At 56.4% G+C, this 17566-nt stretch carries 18 protein-coding genes; 11 read left to right on the forward strand and 7 right to left on the reverse strand.

Annotated elements, in window-relative coordinates:
- Window positions 1–886: hypothetical protein (locus tag VM163_07510; protein HUT03720.1), on the reverse strand; the 886-nt coding region annotated here is incomplete at its 3' end.
- 449 nt (window positions 887–1335) lie between these two features.
- Between VM163_07510 and VM163_07515 the strand changes: the two genes are divergently transcribed.
- The 11 genes from VM163_07515 to VM163_07565 all read left to right on the forward strand — a co-directional run bounded on the left by VM163_07515 (window position 1336) and on the right by VM163_07565 (window position 12639).
- The gene (locus tag VM163_07515) at window positions 1336–2934 is read left to right on the forward strand and encodes a DUF6600 domain-containing protein (protein ID HUT03721.1); all 1599 of its coding nucleotides are present in this window, start codon (window positions 1336–1338) and stop codon (window positions 2932–2934) included.
- A gap of 30 nt (window positions 2935–2964) precedes the next feature.
- Complete coding sequence (locus VM163_07520; GenBank protein HUT03722.1) at window positions 2965–4509, forward strand: ABC transporter substrate-binding protein; 1545 nt, start codon at window positions 2965–2967, stop codon at window positions 4507–4509.
- A gap of 14 nt (window positions 4510–4523) precedes the next feature.
- On the forward strand, window positions 4524–5426 hold the full coding sequence (gene nikB / locus VM163_07525; protein ID HUT03723.1) for a nickel ABC transporter permease: 903 nt from the start codon (window positions 4524–4526) through the stop codon (window positions 5424–5426).
- 134 nt (window positions 5427–5560) lie between these two features.
- A complete protein-coding gene (locus VM163_07530) occupies window positions 5561–7492 on the forward strand; it encodes an N-6 DNA methylase (GenBank protein HUT03724.1) in 1932 nt (643 codons plus the stop codon).
- Window positions 7493–7510: 18 nt separating this feature from the next.
- Window positions 7511–7714, forward strand: coding sequence for a type II toxin-antitoxin system HicB family antitoxin (locus tag VM163_07535; protein ID HUT03725.1), 204 nt, complete (start codon window positions 7511–7513; stop codon window positions 7712–7714).
- A 17-nt stretch (window positions 7715–7731) separates the two neighbouring features.
- Window positions 7732–7938: a type II toxin-antitoxin system HicA family toxin gene (locus tag VM163_07540; protein ID HUT03726.1), complete on the forward strand. Its 207-nt coding sequence runs from the start codon at window positions 7732–7734 to the stop codon at window positions 7936–7938.
- A complete protein-coding gene (locus VM163_07545) occupies window positions 7935–9353 on the forward strand; it encodes a type ISP restriction/modification enzyme (GenBank protein HUT03727.1) in 1419 nt (472 codons plus the stop codon). The genes VM163_07540 and VM163_07545 overlap by 4 nt, the downstream gene beginning before the upstream one ends.
- Before the next feature lie 259 nt (window positions 9354–9612).
- Entirely contained in the window at window positions 9613–10188 is a 576-nt protein-coding gene (locus VM163_07550; protein HUT03728.1) for a 2-oxoacid:acceptor oxidoreductase family protein, read from the forward strand.
- Window positions 10185–10478 (forward strand): 4Fe-4S binding protein, encoded by a 294-nt coding sequence (locus tag VM163_07555; GenBank protein ID HUT03729.1) that lies wholly within the window; start codon window positions 10185–10187, stop codon window positions 10476–10478. Before VM163_07550 ends, VM163_07555 begins: the two co-directional genes overlap by 4 nt.
- Before the next feature lie 32 nt (window positions 10479–10510).
- Entirely contained in the window at window positions 10511–11692 is a 1182-nt protein-coding gene (gene porA / locus VM163_07560) for a pyruvate ferredoxin oxidoreductase (protein ID HUT03730.1), read from the forward strand.
- 20 nt (window positions 11693–11712) lie between these two features.
- Entirely contained in the window at window positions 11713–12639 is a 927-nt protein-coding gene (locus VM163_07565) for a thiamine pyrophosphate-dependent enzyme (GenBank protein ID HUT03731.1), read from the forward strand.
- Window positions 12640–12870: 231 nt separating this feature from the next.
- Here the strand turns inward: VM163_07565 and VM163_07570 are convergent, their stop codons facing one another.
- From VM163_07570 to VM163_07595, 6 genes are all read right to left on the reverse strand, one after another.
- Window positions 12871–13701 (reverse strand): hypothetical protein, encoded by an 831-nt coding sequence (locus VM163_07570; protein HUT03732.1) that lies wholly within the window; start codon window positions 13699–13701, stop codon window positions 12871–12873.
- Window positions 13702–13839: 138 nt separating this feature from the next.
- Complete coding sequence (locus VM163_07575) at window positions 13840–14406, reverse strand: glycosyltransferase family 39 protein (protein ID HUT03733.1); 567 nt, start codon at window positions 14404–14406, stop codon at window positions 13840–13842.
- Between the two features lie 71 nt (window positions 14407–14477).
- Window positions 14478–15638: a radical SAM protein gene (locus tag VM163_07580; GenBank protein ID HUT03734.1), complete on the reverse strand. Its 1161-nt coding sequence runs from the start codon at window positions 15636–15638 to the stop codon at window positions 14478–14480.
- Complete coding sequence (locus VM163_07585) at window positions 15599–16699, reverse strand: hypothetical protein (GenBank protein ID HUT03735.1); 1101 nt, start codon at window positions 16697–16699, stop codon at window positions 15599–15601. Before VM163_07585 ends, VM163_07580 begins: the two co-directional genes overlap by 40 nt.
- The gene (locus tag VM163_07590; protein ID HUT03736.1) at window positions 16644–17015 is read right to left on the reverse strand and encodes a hypothetical protein; all 372 of its coding nucleotides are present in this window, start codon (window positions 17013–17015) and stop codon (window positions 16644–16646) included. The genes VM163_07585 and VM163_07590 overlap by 56 nt, the downstream gene beginning before the upstream one ends.
- A 29-nt stretch (window positions 17016–17044) precedes the next feature.
- Window positions 17045–17566: hypothetical protein (locus VM163_07595; protein ID HUT03737.1), on the reverse strand; the 522-nt coding region annotated here is incomplete at its 5' end.

A 17566-nucleotide genomic window follows, 5' to 3' on the forward strand; every position in this document is an offset into this window, starting at 1 on the left:
CGTGTTTCTCATGTCGAAACGGGTCAATCGAGATGATGTCCACGTTTTTGCAGACCCAGTCCCCCTCGCCGATCTCTTCCCCCATGGCGTTCAATATCTCAAAACACTGAGCAAGGAACGCTTTGTCCATGCCAACAAGGCCCGCGAAGCAGACTCTCGCATCCTGATCGGCGGATTTGATCGCGTTGGCCGCCTCAAACAGAAGGAGTGCATATTGCGGCGGGTTGGGGTGAGGCGACCAGAAGTTGACATCAGTGCGGTCGCAGCTGCCGAAGTCCGGCTCACACCAGACCTCCCAATACTTGACCCTGTCGCCGTAGTGAAGCACCATCTCCTCGCAGTATCTTGCGAAAGCGTGCGAGAAGCTCTTGAATGTTGAGTCGTCTGTGGGCACATAGAGCCTCGTGCAGGGCCCGAAATCCTGGTGGGACGGGTCCTCGACGCAGATGTTGTCGTCCCACTCCGGGTGCTTGCCGTAAAGCGAGTTCCCATAAGCCAAATTGAAAACGACCTGCATCCCGTGAGCGACCGCGTCGTCGATATTCGCCCCGATGACGTCATCGTGGAAGTGATACTGCCCCGGCATCAGCTCCACCCAGTCCCAGGAGCCCTTGTTGCCCCAATGCGAGAGCTTTACCCACTTCAGACCCGCCCGATACGTGAAATCCCAAGCGATACGCACGTCGTTCTTGACGGCGTCACGCATCGACCACGGGGCAACATTTATGCCAAAGACCGAGGGCCCCTTGTTCTCGGAGAAAAGTATCGGAAACCGGCGATGTGGATACTCCTGCTGGCCAAAGGCCGCCGATGACATTACGGCAGTGATCAAACAGCCAAGCACAAGGGCACGAAGGCCGCGACACCACTCAAACACGTTATCCATGTATCCTGCTCCTAGGTTTTTAGGTAATGAGGCGATCCTCCCTCCTGCAAATTGCCATGTCAAGGAACCCCATACTTTGCCCCAACTGGATACAATGAGGCTCTCTGTGCTGCCCTACCGAGAAGCCTTCGGGACAACCTAGAACAGGCTGTCCCATAAGTCGGTTTCAACGGGGATGGCGCAGCGGGGTATGCCACATGTAGGGGCAGGCCTTGTGTCTGCCCGAATATATAGATGGGCGGAGACAAGCCCCGCCCCTACACAACCTCCGACCCGACTTACGGGACAGCCTAGAAAGGCCATCCTACACTGACAGCCACACGGTCAATCTGTTTTTTGCGGGTCGCGACCTGCCTTGACTTGTTTACCTGTGTGAGGCATCATTTAATTGAAGCGATGTTCTTGGCAGCTTTGTTTTTTGAGACATGTATCCTACGGGGAGAAAGTCGATGATAAGGTCAAAGATGATACCATTTGCTGTCCTGGCCGCCGTGATGGTGACAGTCCTTTCTGTGCCCTGTTTGGCGCAGCTCACGCAAGTCAGGATGACCGTCTCAAATGGGTCCATTCTCGACGGCAACGTCGTCTGTTTTCAAAGAGAGGACGCGGAGTTTCTGCTCGAGGCCGACGCAAGCTGTTATGCGTTTGTCTTCGTGGTCTCTCCAGAGGGCAAGGTCCAGCTCGCTTTCCCGAATCAGAGCCATCCGTTCAACATGCTCGAGCCTCACAGTGCTCTGAGGGTGCCTGAGGAGGGATACCGTCAGCGGGCGCCATCAGAAACTGGCTGGGCGAGATTCGTGGCCGTCGCCTCGGAGGACCCGTCGTGGGCTTACAGCTTCAGTGAGTTTTACGCCCCGAAATTGTGGGACGCTGGGGCCTTTTCGGGCTGGAGTCTCGCCGGAAGCTCCAGCGTGCGCCTCACCAACGAGTTTACTGAAGCCTCTGCCGGTCGCCTGACCTCTCAGGCCTACTCAGCCAGAATGCGGTCGCAGCTTCGTGAGGAGATAGCCCAGAGGAGCGCCTCGAACTCATCCCAGGGGGCCGACCTTGTCCTCTCTCGAGCGCGAGCGGCCGTCCAGGGGTATAGATTTGCTTTCAGCGAGCAGCCGTTCTACGTGGCAAGCAGCGCTTATGCGTCCTACGCCGGACCGACCAGTGATTACTACGATGACGAGACCCCATCCGGGCACTCTTGGCTTCTCTATGAGGATGATCTCACCCCGTATGGGCACTGGGAGTTTGTGGTGGGTTTTGGCTACATCTGGCGGCCGTTCAGCGTGGGGGTCACATGGGCGCCCTACTACCGTGGCCGATGGGTCTTCACGGACTATGGCTGGACTTGGGTCTCGTCCGAGCCCTGGGGGTGGATAACTTACCACTACGGGTATTGGGCTTACACCAACCGCTGGGGCTGGGTTTGGATACCTGGATACGTCTGGGCACCCGCCCATGTTACGTGGTACTGGTCGGCCGGGTACGTGGCATGGCACCCTGCTCCACCTCCACCGGAGATCAGCGTTTCATTCAACTTCTACGTCAAGGATTGCCCTGTAACGATCGTTCCCAGAGACCAGTTCGAGGCCGTGGGTCTGGCGAAGTTTGCCAGAGTAGAGCATCTGAAGGTCAAAGGCGGCGCTCTGCTCGCGCTGGACGGGACAACAATGGCGAAGCTGTCTGCCCCCTCGGCCGAGCATCAGAGGAAACTAGCGCGGGGGCCAATCAAGAGGTTTGAGGTTGTCCCGACCACAGTGGGACCGGCGAAGGGCATCACACAGGGCTACTACCGTGTGGACAAGCAGCGTCTCTACGTGCCCAGGCCGGCGCTCACCCCTACTAGGCCACAGCGAGGCGACATCTTCGCCCCGAGGCCTTTCCCCAGGCATAAGGATAGGACTACGATCGTGCCAAAGCCACGTAGGTCGAAGCCTGAGAAAGCTGAACCTAAAAAAGACAAACCGAAAAAGAAGAAACCGAAATCGAAGCCCAAGAAGGTGAATCCCCCGAAGGAGGAGCCCAAAAAACCCGAGCCCAAGCGGGCAAATGATTAACGGACAGTCGGCGACCGGCCGGGGTTGAGATTGCGCCGCACATCGGTCATTGCCGCGCTTGCGCTCTGTATCTGCACCTGCGTTGGCTGCGGTTCAGACACGGGGCGCGATAGCAACGAGAATCAGCTCGTAATCGCGATCCAGTCGGATGCGACGTCGCTCGACCCGAGGCTCGCCACTGATGCTATCTCCAGCCGTGTTATTGATCTTCTTTTCAACGGGCTATTCTGCACCGATCAAAAGGGACATCTAGCGCCTGACCTCGCCGACCACTACGAGGTTAAGAACGGCACTCGCTACGAGATTGGGCTGCGCAAGGGCGTTCACTTCTCACACGGGGAGGAGCTGACCTCTGAGGACGTCAAGTTCACCTTGGAGTCCGTCCTTGACCCCGCGCTCGGGTCACGGAAACGCGCCTCGTTCAAGAACGTCGCGATGATCGAGGCCACAGGCCGCTATTCTGTCACGATTTGGTTGAAGGAGCCTCAGGCGAGCTTTCTGGAGTGCTTGAAGATGGGCATCGTGCCGAAGCGATATGCTGACGAGACAGGGGTGCAATTCGGCTCGAAACCGGTTGGGACTGGCCCGTTTGAGCTCGCGAAATGGGAGAAGGGCGCGAGCATCAGGCTGATTCGGAACGAAAGGTATTTCCGAGGGCGGCCCGCTATCGTGCGGATTCTCTGCAAGGTTGTGCCCGACACCTCGACGCGGCTGCTGGAACTCAGGAAGGGCTCTGTCGATTTCGTCCAGAATGACGTCCCGCCGGAGCTCATCCGGACGTTCGAGCACGACCCTCGGTTCAGGGTTTTAAGAGCTCCCAGCAGCACTTTCAAGTATCTCGGCATCAACTTGAAACACCCGATTCTCTCGATCCGTGAGGTGAGGGAGGCGATAGCGCGAGCCATCGACCGGCGTGCAATCATTGACCACCTCTTGCTCGGCCAGGCGACACCAGCGACCGGGCTTTTGTGTCCCAGCAACACGTTCTATGTGCCTGACCTTAAGAGCTATGCTTTCGACACCAAGCGAGCGAGCTCGATGCTCGACCGGGCTGGTTTCCCGCTCGAGTCCGCGACCGGGCGCCGCTTCGGTATAACGTTCAAGACCTCGAAGGACCAGCGTGCAAATCAGGTGGCGCAGATAGTGCAGCAGCAGCTGGCAGAGGTTGGCATCAGGGTAGAGATCAAGTCGTTCGAGTGGGCCACGTTTTACAGCGACGTTATCAGCGGCAATTTCGATGTCTATTCACTCACGTGGGTGGGTATCTCGGACCCGGACTTCTTCTACGACGCGTTCCATTCCAAGAGCGTGCCCCCGCACGGGGTCAACCGCGGACACTTCAAGAACGCCGAGATCGACAAGCTGACCGAGCAGGGCCGAACGGAGCTCAGCTTTAAGAAAAGGTATGAAATATACAGCAATGTGCAGAAGATCATCGCTAACGAGCTGCCATATATCCCGTTGTGGTTTCCTGACAACGTAGCGATCATGACGAGCCGGCTCGAGGGCTTCGAGCTATACCCGTCCGGGGACTTCAAGTCCTTTGCCTCTGCGAGGCTCACCCCGGGCAGATGAGGCACCAGGCGTTGGTGAACAGACTGGCCCTGTTTCCTGTTACAGTCTTCTGCGTATGCACGGTTGTCTTCTTTCTGATACACCTTGTCCCGGGTGATCCAGCGGCTCTAATGATCGGCGAATCCGCTGAGCCCGGCGACGTTGAGGCGCTCAGGCACGAGCTGGGCCTCGACAGGCCGCTTGGGACCCAGTACTGGAGCTACCTCGTGGGTCTTGCGCACCTGGACCTCGGCCAGTCTGTATGGACGAAGGAGCCGGTGCTGAACCGAATACTTGACCGCTATCTGGCCACGCTCACGCTCGCTCTGGCAGCGATGCTGTTCGCCATCGTGTTCGCCATCCCGACCGGGGTCCTCGCAGCAATGAGACCCAACACCTGGCTCGACCGCACCTCGATGCTGTTATCTGTTCTGGGCGTATCAGTCCCGAACTTCTTTCTGGGGCTGGTGTTGATAGTCGTCTTCTCGGTCAAGCTCAACCTGTTGCCGGTTTCAGGGCGCGGCGGTATTGAGCATCTCATTCTGCCGGCCGTTACGCTGGGGCTGGGCATGTCGGCGGTTCTAGCCCGGATGACCAGATCGCAGATGATTGAGGCGCTAGGCTCGGATTACGTTCGGACAGCTAGAGCCAAAGGTCTTCCCGAGTGGAAGGTCGTTCTAAAACATGCACTTCGCAACGCTCTCACGCCCGTGGTAACGGTCTTGGGCCTTCAGTTGGGAGCCCTTCTAACTGGCGCGATCATCACAGAGACCATCTTCTCCTGGGAGGGCATCGGCTCGCTCATGGTGCACTCGATCGCCCTCCGGGATTACCCGCAGGTGCAGGGCTGCGTGCTCGTTATCGCCGTTACTTACGTCCTCGCGAATCTCCTCACCGACGTTGCATACACTTTCCTCGACCCCCGCATCCACCTATGAGGAGTGAAGGACGCCATGTCCCCGGCCTCGGGTTGTTTGCACGCCCCAGCACAACGTGTATATTGTCGGATGCCGTTTAGGTTGTGCCAAGATCAACATGACCGCCTGCTGGGCATTTGATGCATAGGGATTACATGGCGCGAAAGAACAAGACATTTGGCGACGTTCTGGCCGAGTATCTCAAGCGGCTGAGGACGCTTTCAGGACGCTCCGACACGACGGATGAGCTGAGCTTGCGGCCTGTCTTTCAGAGATTCCTGGAGTCTGCCTCGAAAGCCCTTCAGACGGAGGCGAGGGCAACGTTCATCACCGAGCCGAGGCGCAAGGCGTTTGGGGTGCCAGATTTCAAGGTCATACGAGGCCATTCGCAGGTGGGCTACATCGAGACGAAGGCACTCGGTGCAGACCTTGACGCCGTGATGGGCACCGACCAGCTGGATCGTTACAAGCAGCTGCCAAATCTGATGCTCACGAACTACCTCGAGTTCCGGCTCATTCGGGACGGCAGTCAGACGCAGCGCGTTACCCTCTGTTCCGTCTTCCAGCCTCAATCGGACGCTCCTGTTGACGAATTTGCCGCCGAGTCGCTTCGAGTTCTTTTGGCCACCTTCTTGGCCACGGTTCTGCCGGGCGTCGGAACGGCGGAGGACCTCGCGGAACAGATGGCCTGGCGGACGCACCTGATGCGTGACGCGATACTGAAGTCCCGGAACCAGCAGGGCCGATTCAGCGACGAGCTTCGACGCCTGTTCGATGCGTTCAAGCTGGTCCTGGTTCACGACCTATCTGAAGAAGAGTTCGCGGATATGTACGCCCAGACCGTTGCTTATGGACTTTTCGCCGCAAGATACCAGTCAGTCCGGCCGGGACGTCTGGACACGCTCACGAATGGTTTCTCGCTTTCGAGCGCAGCGCATCTCGTGCCGAGAGCGAATCCGCTGCTGCGAAGTCTATTCAAGCAGCTTGCCGACGAGGACATGTTGGACCCCAGTTGGATGTGGCACACATCAGACATCGCCGACCTGCTCGGCGCCTCGGATATGCGTGCGATCGCCCAGGACATGGGCAAGAAAGCAGGGATAGAGGACCCGATAGTCCATTTCTATGAGACGTTCCTCAAGAAATATGATCCCAAGATCAGGGAGATGAGAGGCGTCTATTACACCCCGGAGCCGGTAGTCTCCTACATCGTGCGCTCCGTCGATTCTCTTCTTAAGGAGAAGTTCGGAAGGCCGGATGGCCTCGCCGATAAGTCGGTCATGATACTCGATCCGGCGGTTGGGACGGGCACATTCCTCACGGGCGTCATCAAGCATCTCCATAAGGTTATTGTGGAAAGAGGGCAGAAGGGCACTTGGGCGGATTTCGTGCGCAACAATCTGCTGCCGCGGCTCTTTGGCTTCGAGATACTCATGGCCCCTTATGCCATCGCCCATCTGAAGGTCGGCATGTTGCTTGAGGAACTGGGCTATGAATTCGTCGAGCACGAGCGCCTCCACATCTACCTGACGAACACACTGGAGCAGGCGGCTAAGGTGTCGAACCTACTGGCCGTCGGCTTCGCAAAGACTCTGGCGGACGAGGGAAAGGCTGCAAATGAGATAAAGGCCGAGAAGCCCATTATGGTCATCATCGGCAATCCGCCGTATTCGGGCCATTCGATGAACCCCAGCAAGGTGAAGGACCGGGAAACCGGAAAGTGGGGCAAAACGTGGATCGGCGAGCTGATCGAGGACTACAGGAAGGTTGACGGTAAGCCGCTCGGCGAGCGCAATCCTAAGTGGCTTCAGGACGATTACGTGAAGTTTTTGCGCTTCGCACAGTGGCGCATTGAAAAGACCGGACACGGCATCGTCTCGATGATCACGAATCACGGGTATCTGGACAATCCAACGTTCCGAGGCATGAGGCAGAGCCTGATGCAGGCGTTTGACGAGATATACCTCCTCGACCTTCATGGCAACGTCAAGAAGAAGGAGGTTGCTCCGGACAGCTCCAAGGATGAGAATGTGTTCGAGATTCAACAGGGCGTTGCTATCAGCATTATGGTTAAGCACACGCAATAGATTTGAGAGGAGACAGAAATGAAATGGCGCGTAATCCTTGAAAGGGACGTTGAGACGGGTGACTGGGCAGTCTGGTGTCCGGAGCTTCCTGGCTGCGCATCCGCTGGTGAAACTGAAGACGAAGCACTTAAGAACATTCGCGAGGCAATAGAGCTATATCTGGAGCCTTCTCCACTTCAGTTGCCCGAAGGCTTGCTCTCCCGCGAAGTAGTCGTTGGATGAGCCAGCGCAGCGGCCCAATGACGTCCAGGGAGGTCGAGTTACTACTCAAGCGCCGTGGATATCAGCTGGTCTCGCAGAGAGGCAGTCACCGGAAGTGGCGCCATCCCGCGTCCGGACTGCAAGTCATTGTCCCTGAGCATCGCGGACGAAAGCTGCCGATCGCGACGCTGCATAACATCCTCACAAATGCGGAAATCCCAGAGACGGAGTGGAGACCGGAATGACTGCGAACGTATCCCACGCCGATCTATGGGGCGAGCGGCAGAAGAAATACGACTGGCTCAGTGGACACGCAGCGTCAGACACCGGTTGGACGCATCTTGAGCCCAAGACGCCTTCCTACTGGTTTGTCCCCAGGGATATAAGACTGGAGGCCGAATATGGGGCTGGTTGGAAGATAACCGACGCAATGCCGCTGAACTCCGTCGGCATCGTTACCGCTCGCGATTCGTTAGCGATTCAGTTCACGGAATCAGAGATGTGGACAGTTGTTCAGACCTTTGCAGAAATGGAGCCAGAAAAGGCCAGGAGTCGCTTCGGGCTGGGCCCGGATGCCCAGGACTGGAAGGTAAAGATGGCTCAGCAGGATGCCAACGATGGAGGCCCCCATCAGAAGCTCGTCTTGCCAGTTCTTTACCGTCCGTTTGACACTCGCTACACATACTTCACCGGCCGCTCTCGTGGCTTTATATGCAGACCCCGACCCGAGGTCATGCTGCACATGGTCGCCGGGCCAAATGTGGGACTGATCGCGTGCCGGCAGCATTCAGAGCGGAGTGCTCGGTGGGGTCTGGTTGGAGTTGCGGACACCGCGATAGAGTCATGTGCGATATCGAATAAAACAAAAGAAATCGGCTACGTCCTCCCCATCTACCTTTATCCCAAATCGGCTGTACCGGCTGATAAACCGAGGAATTATGGTGATTATTCGGCCGAGGGGCGGACGTCAAACTATGGTCCCCAATTCATCGCGGACATCTCAACACGCCTGAGGATGAGTTTCCTCCCCGACGGGCGGGGCGATCTGGAGAAGACGTTCGGGCCGGAGGATGTCTTCGCATATATCTACGGCGTGTTTCACTCGCCGACATATCGCACGCGCTATGCGGAGTTTCTTAAGATCGACTTCCCGCGGGTGCCGCTCACGTCAAACGCTGACCTCTTTCGTGCGCTCTGCGAGAAGGGCCAGGAGCTGGTTGATCTGCACCTCTTGCGGGACGAGCGCCTCGCCAGCGCCTCATTCTGGGGAACGAGCTATCCCGTTGCGGGCAAACACGACGTAACCTGCGTCGATTACAGGCCGCCAGGCGACACAGGGTCCGGCGAGGACAGGCCGCTTGAAAGTGGCCGGATTTATATCAATAAGAAACAGCCCAAGAAGGGCATCGAGGCGGAGTTCTTTGATGGCGTCTCGCCCGAGGTGTGGGAGTTTCGGATCGGCGGCTATCAGGTGCTCCATCACTGGCTGAAGGAGCGCAAGCGGCACAAGCGAGCTCTGACGCTCGAGGACATCGAGCACTTCCAGAAGGTTGTCGCGGTTCTGCGTGAGACGCTCCGCGTCATGTCAGAGATTGATGCGAAGATTGATGCGCACGGCGGATGGCCGGACGCGTTTAATGGAAAAGCCCCTGCGCGATAAAGTCGGCCTCAGAAACTTGTAACCGCATGGTCACCTCGCATCACAGATCAATTACTACTCTGCGAAGCGGCGCTTTCATCCTTCGTAGCACTACGGAGAACGGGTCGCTGCAAGGCAGGAGTTGATTATTGAGGGAATATTTGTCGCATTGGGGTTGACCGATGCTGAACGCACCAATACAATCCCGTTCGTTCTTTTCCCCCTTGCCTATAGTTGGGGAGGTTTGTGATTAGTAGTTTGCGATAAAAGGAGAAAAGCGATGGCTGAGATTTTGGAGTTCCGCTGGCACGGACGAGGCGGCCAGGGGACTGTAACCGCGGCCAAGTTGTTCGCTGAGGCGGCTCTTGCCGAGGAGAAGTTCATTCAGGCGTTCCCTGAGTATGGTCCTGAGCGAGCTGGTGCACCGCTTGCAGCCTACAATCGGGTCAGCGATGAGCCAATCTACGTCCACTGCGCGGTGAAGGCGCCTGGCTACGTGATGGTTGTCGATCCTTCACTGTTGACCGGTGGGGTTGACGTGACCAAAGGCGCTCATAAGGACGCGCTGTATCTGGTCAATACCGTAAAATCACCCAAAGAAGTTCGGGAGACGATGGGCATTGCGGGCGGCAAGATATTCACGGTGGATGCCACGGGCATCTCGCGCGATGAGCTGGGCCGGCCCTTGCCGAACACGCCGATGCTGGGTGCGCTGTCAAAGGTGTCGGGGCAGGTCAGCGTTGAGACGGTGACAGGTGCGATCAAGCGCCGGTTGGGCAAGAAATTCTCTGAGAAGGTAGTTACTGCGAATCTTAAGATGGTCCAAAGGGGCTATGAGGAGGTCAAGGGAGAATGAGCGACGAGCTTCCAGGCTGGAGAGATATACCGATTGGCGGGATGATACTTGAGGCTGGCAACTCCGTTAAGTATGAGACGGGGACTTGGCGGTCCAGCAAGCCAGTGTGGGACCCTAACAAGTGCATCCACTGCTTGCAGTGTTGGATATACTGTCCCGACATGTCGATCACGGTGAAGGACGAGAAGATGGTCGGCATCGACTATTTCCACTGCAAGGGCTGTGGCATTTGCGCTTCCGTTTGCCCCGCGAAAGTCAAAGCGATAACGATGGAAATTGAGGAAACGTGATAGATGCCAAGTCTATTGGGGAGGAAAAATAAATGCCACGAGTAGTTGCATATACGGGCAACGAGGCAGTTGCCGAGGCCATGCGTCAGATTGAACCTGACGTCGTGGCCGCATACCCGATTACGCCTCAGACGGAGGTAGTGCAGACGTTCTCGGGATTTGTGAACGATGGTGTAGTCAAGACCGAGATGATAACCGTCGAGAGCGAACACAGCGCGATGAGCGCTTGCGTTGGCGCAGCGGCGGCGGGCGGCAGGGTGATGACAGCAACCTCCGCCAACGGCTTGGCGCTGATGTGGGAGATACTCTACTGTGCATCTGGCAATCGTCTGCCGATGGTAATGACGGTTGTGAACAGAGCCATGAGCGCTCCGATCAATATCCACTGCGACCACTCTGATTCGATGGGAGCCAGAGATACGGGGTGGATACAGCTCTACTCGGAGAATGCTCAGGAGGCCTATGACAATATAGTGCAGGCTGTTACGGTCTCCGAGAATAGGGACATTCTGCTGCCGGTGATGGTCTGCGTTGATGGGTTTATCATTAGCCACTCGATCGAGCGCGTGGAGCTGCTTGACGACAATCTGGTGAAGGACTTCATCGGCGAATACATGCCCGCGTATCCGCTTCTGGACCTGGAGCATCCGAAGACCTTCGGGCCACTTGACCTGAACGATTTCTACATTGAGCACAAGAGGCAGCAGCACGAGGCGATGAAGTTCGTGCCGGATGCTCTGCTTGGTGCGGCCAAGAGGTTCGAGGCGCTGACCGGCCGGAAGTATGGCCTCGTCGAGGGCTACAAGCTCGACGACGCCGAGGTCGCGATAGTCGTCCTGAACTCGGCGGCAGGCACGACGAGAGCAGTCGTCGATATGATGCGTGAGAAAGGCGTCAAGGCGGGCCTTTTGAAGATCAGAATGTTTAGACCCTTCCCGTCGGAGCTCGTCGCACAACGCCTCGGGCACTGCAAAGCGGTCGCGATTCTGGACAGGTCCGATTCGTTCGGGGCCCAGGGCGGGCCAGTTGCTCACGAGGTTCGTTCGGCAATCTGCAACCTGCCAACGGTGCCGAAGGCGATCCAGTTCGTGTATGGCCTTGGTGGACGCGACTTGAATACCGAGGACGTAGCTAACGTCTTCGAGGAGCTTCAGAAGATTGCAAGGACGGGCAAGGTTGAGCAGGTGTTTGATTACATCACGGTCAGAAATTGATTGATCGAGGAGGAATATAAATGGTTACGCTAAAAGAGTTAACTCACCGCAACCCTGGCCTTGCGCCCGGGCATCGTCTCTGTGCGGGCTGTGTGGCGAGCATCGTGGTGAAGCAAGTCATCCTTGCGTCCGACAAGCCGGTCATCGTCGCGAATGCGACTGGCTGCCTGGAGGTGGCCACGACAATCTATCCCTATACTGCTTGGACAGTTCCCTGGATACACAACGCCTTCGAGAACGCCGCATCCACGATGAGCGGCGTTGAGACGATGTATCGCGCGCTAAAGAAGCAGGGCAAATACGACAAGGATGTGAACTTTGTGGCCTTTGCTGGCGATGGTGGGACCTATGACATTGGGCTACAGGCCATCTCTGGAGCGCTTGAGCGAAGACACAAGTTCGTCTTCGTCTGCTACGACAACGAGGCCTACATGAACACGGGCATCCAGCGCTCCGGCGCGACGCCGTTTAGGGCAGACACGACCACTTGCCCAGCCGGCAAGCTGATACCGGGCAAGCCCGAGCACAGGAAGGACCTGACCGCGATCATTGCGGCGCACCATATCCCCTACGTGGCACAGTGTTCGCCTCACGATTGGCGGGACGTTTTCTCGAAGGCACAGAAGGCTTATGCGGCGGATGGTCCGGCTTTCTTGAACGTTCTGTCAACGTGCCATCGCGGCTGGCGGCTTCCGATGAACAGATCGTTAGAGGTTCTTAAGATGGCCGTAGAGACGCGGTTCTGGCCCCTTTTTGAGGTGGTCGATGACAAGTGGAAGATCACCTACAAGCCGAAGGAGAAGGTGCCGATAGTTGAATGGTTGAAGATGCAGGGAAGATATGCCCACCTGATGAAGCCAGGCAACGAGCACATAATTGAGGAGTTCCAGGCATCGATCGACAAGCAATGGGACGACCTCCTGCGCCGCGAGAGCTGCGGCGTCTGAGTGCGAGCTGATGAGATAGCTTTCAAGGGGCGAACCTTCGGGCTCGCCCCCGCGTTGCACGTGTTACCAGTGCATGGCCAGGCATTGCCAGTTAGGCTGGGATTGGTCGGCATCAAACCGATCAACAGTCACGCCTGTTCATCTCGTCCACCCATCGGTTTAGCTAGACATCTAACGCCTAACGCGGGGATTCACGAGCAGAAGTTTCTTGTCGGCACTTTCTGGGGGTACTTAAAACATAAGCAATGAAGCGCCTGTTGTTGACCCCAATAGGCATATCGACGTAGCGCCCCAGCAAGACTCAACCAGCTCTTCTGAGGCCCTTGGTTCAGCGTAGTCCATACAGACCACAACCTTATTGTGCGCCCGTTCCAAGGCGCGTTGGAACTGTCCCACCGTTGTGACATTCCGCAGTATTTCTCGATCGCTGTAGTATTCGGTATAAATCTGCCCATCTCGCCAGGAAACAATGACCGCCTCGTCCGGGTCAGTATGCTGCGCTAGGTATTTGCCTAGATCGATCCAGTCATCTCGAGGCGGGTTGCGATGCAGTTCGAAGAACTTGGGAAGGCCCGCGAAAAGAAACACGTAACCCAGGATCACAACAGCGATGCCTCTAACCCAGCGCTTCGGTGCGAGACAGCTTTCAATAACGTAACGTGCTGCAACAACGCCGCCGTAGGCAACCGCAGGAGCCATGTAATAGACCATATAGTCATGCAGGTACGCGGGTTGTCTGAATATCAGGATATAGGTAGCCCCATACATCAGAAGGGCGAGGATGAGCCTGTCGAAGTGTTCCCCTTTGTGTCTGCCCTTGATACGCTCTACAACGAGGATAATGAGCCAGGCAGCTGCGCCGAATGTCATAAGCGGCGTGAACAGCCTCTGAAGTGCGTCCAGCTCCGCGCTCAAAAACTCAAGCATCGAAAAATGGGTCCCGGGGCCTATCTGGGTGCCGATCCTGAGTCCAATTATCCAGGTAAGTGATCCGCCAAAAGCCTCGCTCGAAAGACCTCCTACAAGATGAAGCACATAGCCGAAATAGATAGCGAAGACCACTATCGTTGACACCGGCAGGAGTAGGATACTGCGCCTCGACTCACCGGGCCTCCTGCCCCAGACAAGGTAGTGAAACGCTATCGCGAACGACAGAATATAATCCTGCCAGCAGGTTAGAAGCCCCAGGAAGTTTGAGACCTAAAGTAGGGCAAGGGCGACTTTTCTGCGACTTTTGAGGAAACGGCAGTAACTCCAGAAAGCAAAGAGAGCGAACAAAAGGCCGGGGCTCTCATAATTGATCATTCTGCCGAAGTAACCGATGCACGGCAATAGCGAGAAAACAAGAGCACAAAGAAGGGCGTCAAGTTGCCTGAGGTACATCTTCCCTATAAGAAACACCAGCAAAGCGCTGCCGATTGCGCAGAGCACAAAGAATAACCTCCCCACCCATTCTGTCTCACCGAATAGACAGTAAAACGCAGCAAGAGGATACGCAATCAGGGGAGGATGATGGACATAGAGGTCGAATTTGCCATTGCGAACGTCGCCCGTGTTCGTTGCAGGCATGAACCTTGTGGCTATCAGACCATACTTGAGGAAGTTCCGGGCGGCAATCGATTGGATGACGCAGTTGAAATCCTGAAGCCCCCAGAACGGCTCGTCGATCTCGTAGGTGAGCATGAGGGTTGAGACGATGACGATAGCGGCGCAGGCAATCAGTGTCTGCTTTCGTGATCCTGCCTTCGCGGGTGTGATCGCGTTCATGGCGTTCGCCCGGCCCCCGAGTCAGCGGCCGATATACGATAACCGAGGTCCTCTATCCCATATAACTCGCCTCACTCCCAATCTTGACAGTCTTTGCACAACGGGGCTTCCGAGAACCTTCCTTGAAGATGAAGGTTTCTTAGCGCCGCAAGCTTGCCTCCCATCCATATATCGCGCAGACTGGTCTCGTTCACATTACCGATGCAAAGCGAGAAGTTGTAGTCATAACAACACGGGGTCACGTTGCCGTCCACCCCTACCATGAACGTCTTGAACAACTGCCTACAGGCAAGTCGCCGTTCTTTCCTTGCTGGTTCAGCAGGCACATCTCCAAGCACTTCGCCATCTACTGCGCCCACCCAGCTGCGGAATTCGTTAACTGCCACACAATCGTTGTCGGACAATAGGTCTCCCCACTTGTTCCTAAGCGCCTCAACTGTCAAAGCACCGTTGCCTGAAACCACGCCGCGGATACAGACAGAAGGTTTGGTCTTGCCAAGCGAACGTTTGATCATCAACAAGTTCGTTACGTTGGCGTTCAGCTGCTCGAAGTTGCCTTTCCTGCGGATCGACTCGTACGCAGTTTTCTCTGTCGACTCGACGCTTATGACAACAACATCGGCGAGCTCGCCCTCAACGATTTTCCTCGCCATCTCCTTTACGAGTAGCGTCCCGTTGCTGATAACCGCGATGGGATTGGGCAGAACGCTTCGAGCATAGCTCAGCAAATCGACAAACTCAGGATGCAGCAGGGACTCTCCAAAGCCCTGGGGGAGAAAGGGTGTTTTGGGAAAGGCTCTCAGCTCATCCACCACGCGCCGGGCAAGTTTCACATCCATAAACGCCTTGGGCCGGGTCATCTTCTCCCTAAAACACATAACGCACGAGAGATTACAGTGGTTGGTTAGTTCCAGAGCGAACTCCGCAGGACTGCGCACCAGTCTCGAAACGCCCAAGAACCTGAGGGCCGGATCGATAGCCGTCCGAATCAGAACTCGCCTGGCCAGGCTGTGTCGGTCCATGAACACCCGCCGTTTAACTGTCGTGAATCTCAAATATGGGTTCACGATAAGCACGGCCCGCTGTGATGTCAACGCTGGCCGAAGAGGAGTTTCCGCAAGACCGGAAACGGACGAAAGCCCAGTAGCGAACTGCATCTCAACGGGCCACGCTCTTTCCTGAGATGGAGGCGTTATCCAGGCAAAACCGGCTCCCCGGTCAGTACGGCCCATAGAATCTCAAGTTTCTGGCCGAGATACTGATGAAATGTCAGCTTAGCATCGCGCGGTATCAGGCCGGCCTTGTATTGAATCATGAACAGAACATTCCACAGGATGGCAGCCACCGCGACAACTAACACAACCAGACGCTTACTTTTGGCCTTTGATTTGAGCGCCGCATCGACGAGCACCCCTGTGCCCAGAGCGAAAAACGCGTAGGCTTCAATGAAGACTCTGTGTCCGAACGACCAGCCGCCCGACCAGTTATGGATGGTGCTGATTAGGACCCATAAGCAAAGGACTCCGAGAAGCCCAGAGAGGGCGACCGATCGGCGAGGCTTCTTGAGCGCGGCCACAGACAACCCAATCAGGCCGATCAACAGAATCGGGTGCCAGGTTAAGAAACCGTGCTTACTGGAGAATGCCACCTTAAGAAAATTGGCCGGTGTAAGCACGAACTCGCCCGCATTAGGGTTCACGATCAGTCTGCCGAACACCCTTTCCCACACCACTAGCTGAGGCAAGAACCCTAGCAGCACACCCAGCCCGGCCAGCCCCGGGGCTTTGAGCCATCGCCGCCAAGTTTGCGAATCCCTCGAATGCGCAGTTTGCGTCCGGCTGCGAATAATGAGGAACAAATGAGGCGCCAAGTAAGCAAGAAACACTAAATTGGCCGTTCGGACCGAGACCACAAAGCCGAGGCACACGCCAGCTAGGAGGCACCACCGAAGCCTCGCTGTCTTCTCAAAGTTGGCCACGCATATCAGCAGGAGAAGAATGGCGGCCAGGCTTACGCCGTGCGCCATCGGAACGATCGGGAAGGTGTAGTAGAGCATTGGCGTCGCAAAGAAGAAAAAGACGGACACCGAAAGAGCGTGCTTGACGGCGCAGGCGCGACTGAGCCAGATTGCCATCAGAAACGTCGCGAACGCAAACCAGAAGATGTTGCCGATGTACCAAGCTTGCTCGAACAGAGGGTCGTACTTGTAGGAAATCGGCAGGGGGAAATGTCCACTCTTACCGGCGAGAATCAGATAAGCCGTTAGATAGAACGGCGCCTGCGCGATTGCCATCCCAATCCCGTGCGGGTTCCTCCATGTGGCCGGTCGCCGTCTCGCACCACTGCCTCTGCAATCTCCCCGGCGCGAAGTGAAAGAACTCGTTGAAGAAGTCCACGTCTTTGTCAAAGAAGAGCGACGGCAAATAGACGTAGTATTCGACCGGGTCCACACCCCTTATCCGCATCCTGTCCAAGGGCAACGCCCCGCTGAAGGCCTGAATTAAGGCCACAACGACAACTGACACCCCGACAACGAACGCGCTGCGCGAAAAGCGACTCGAGGCGATACTAGTAGCAGTTCTTAAGAAACATCCCAGACTTGAGCTCATTGTCTTGCGAGGAGACGTTGCGCGGCACATCAGAGCCTTATGTGTCTGCCTCGTTTCGGCTTTTGTTTCTTCTTGCCCTTGCCAGCCGGCCCCTTCTCGCTTTCTTTCTCCTCTTGGGCAGCCTCATACGCGTCGATGTCGGTTACGACCTCGTCGCCCTCCTTGAGGCCAGAGAGCGCCTCGCCGAACTTCTCGTTACTCTCGCCGATCTTTACTTCATGCTTCTGATAAGTTTCACCCGTCTTGACATAGACGTATTTGGTCTCCTTGTCCCTGTTGGCCTCCTCGACCTCCTCATCTTCCTCCTCTTCGGTCGCAACCGACTCGAGCAGCACCCGCAGCACGGACTTCTTCTCGGAGATTATTATGTCTATGTCACAAGACATCCCTGGTTTTGCGAACTTGCACGCCTCGTCGAGCTTGATCTTGGCCGGGAAAGAGATGATCGAGGAACCCTGCGCCTGGGTCCCGACTGGTGAGACCCAGATTATCTTGCCAGTCGCCTTCTCGTCAGGAAATGCCTCGAAGGTGACGTTGACGTGCTGGCCGAT

Source organism: bacterium (assembly GCA_035527515.1).
Taxonomy (GTDB): Bacteria; B130-G9; B130-G9; order B130-G9; family B130-G9; genus B130-G9.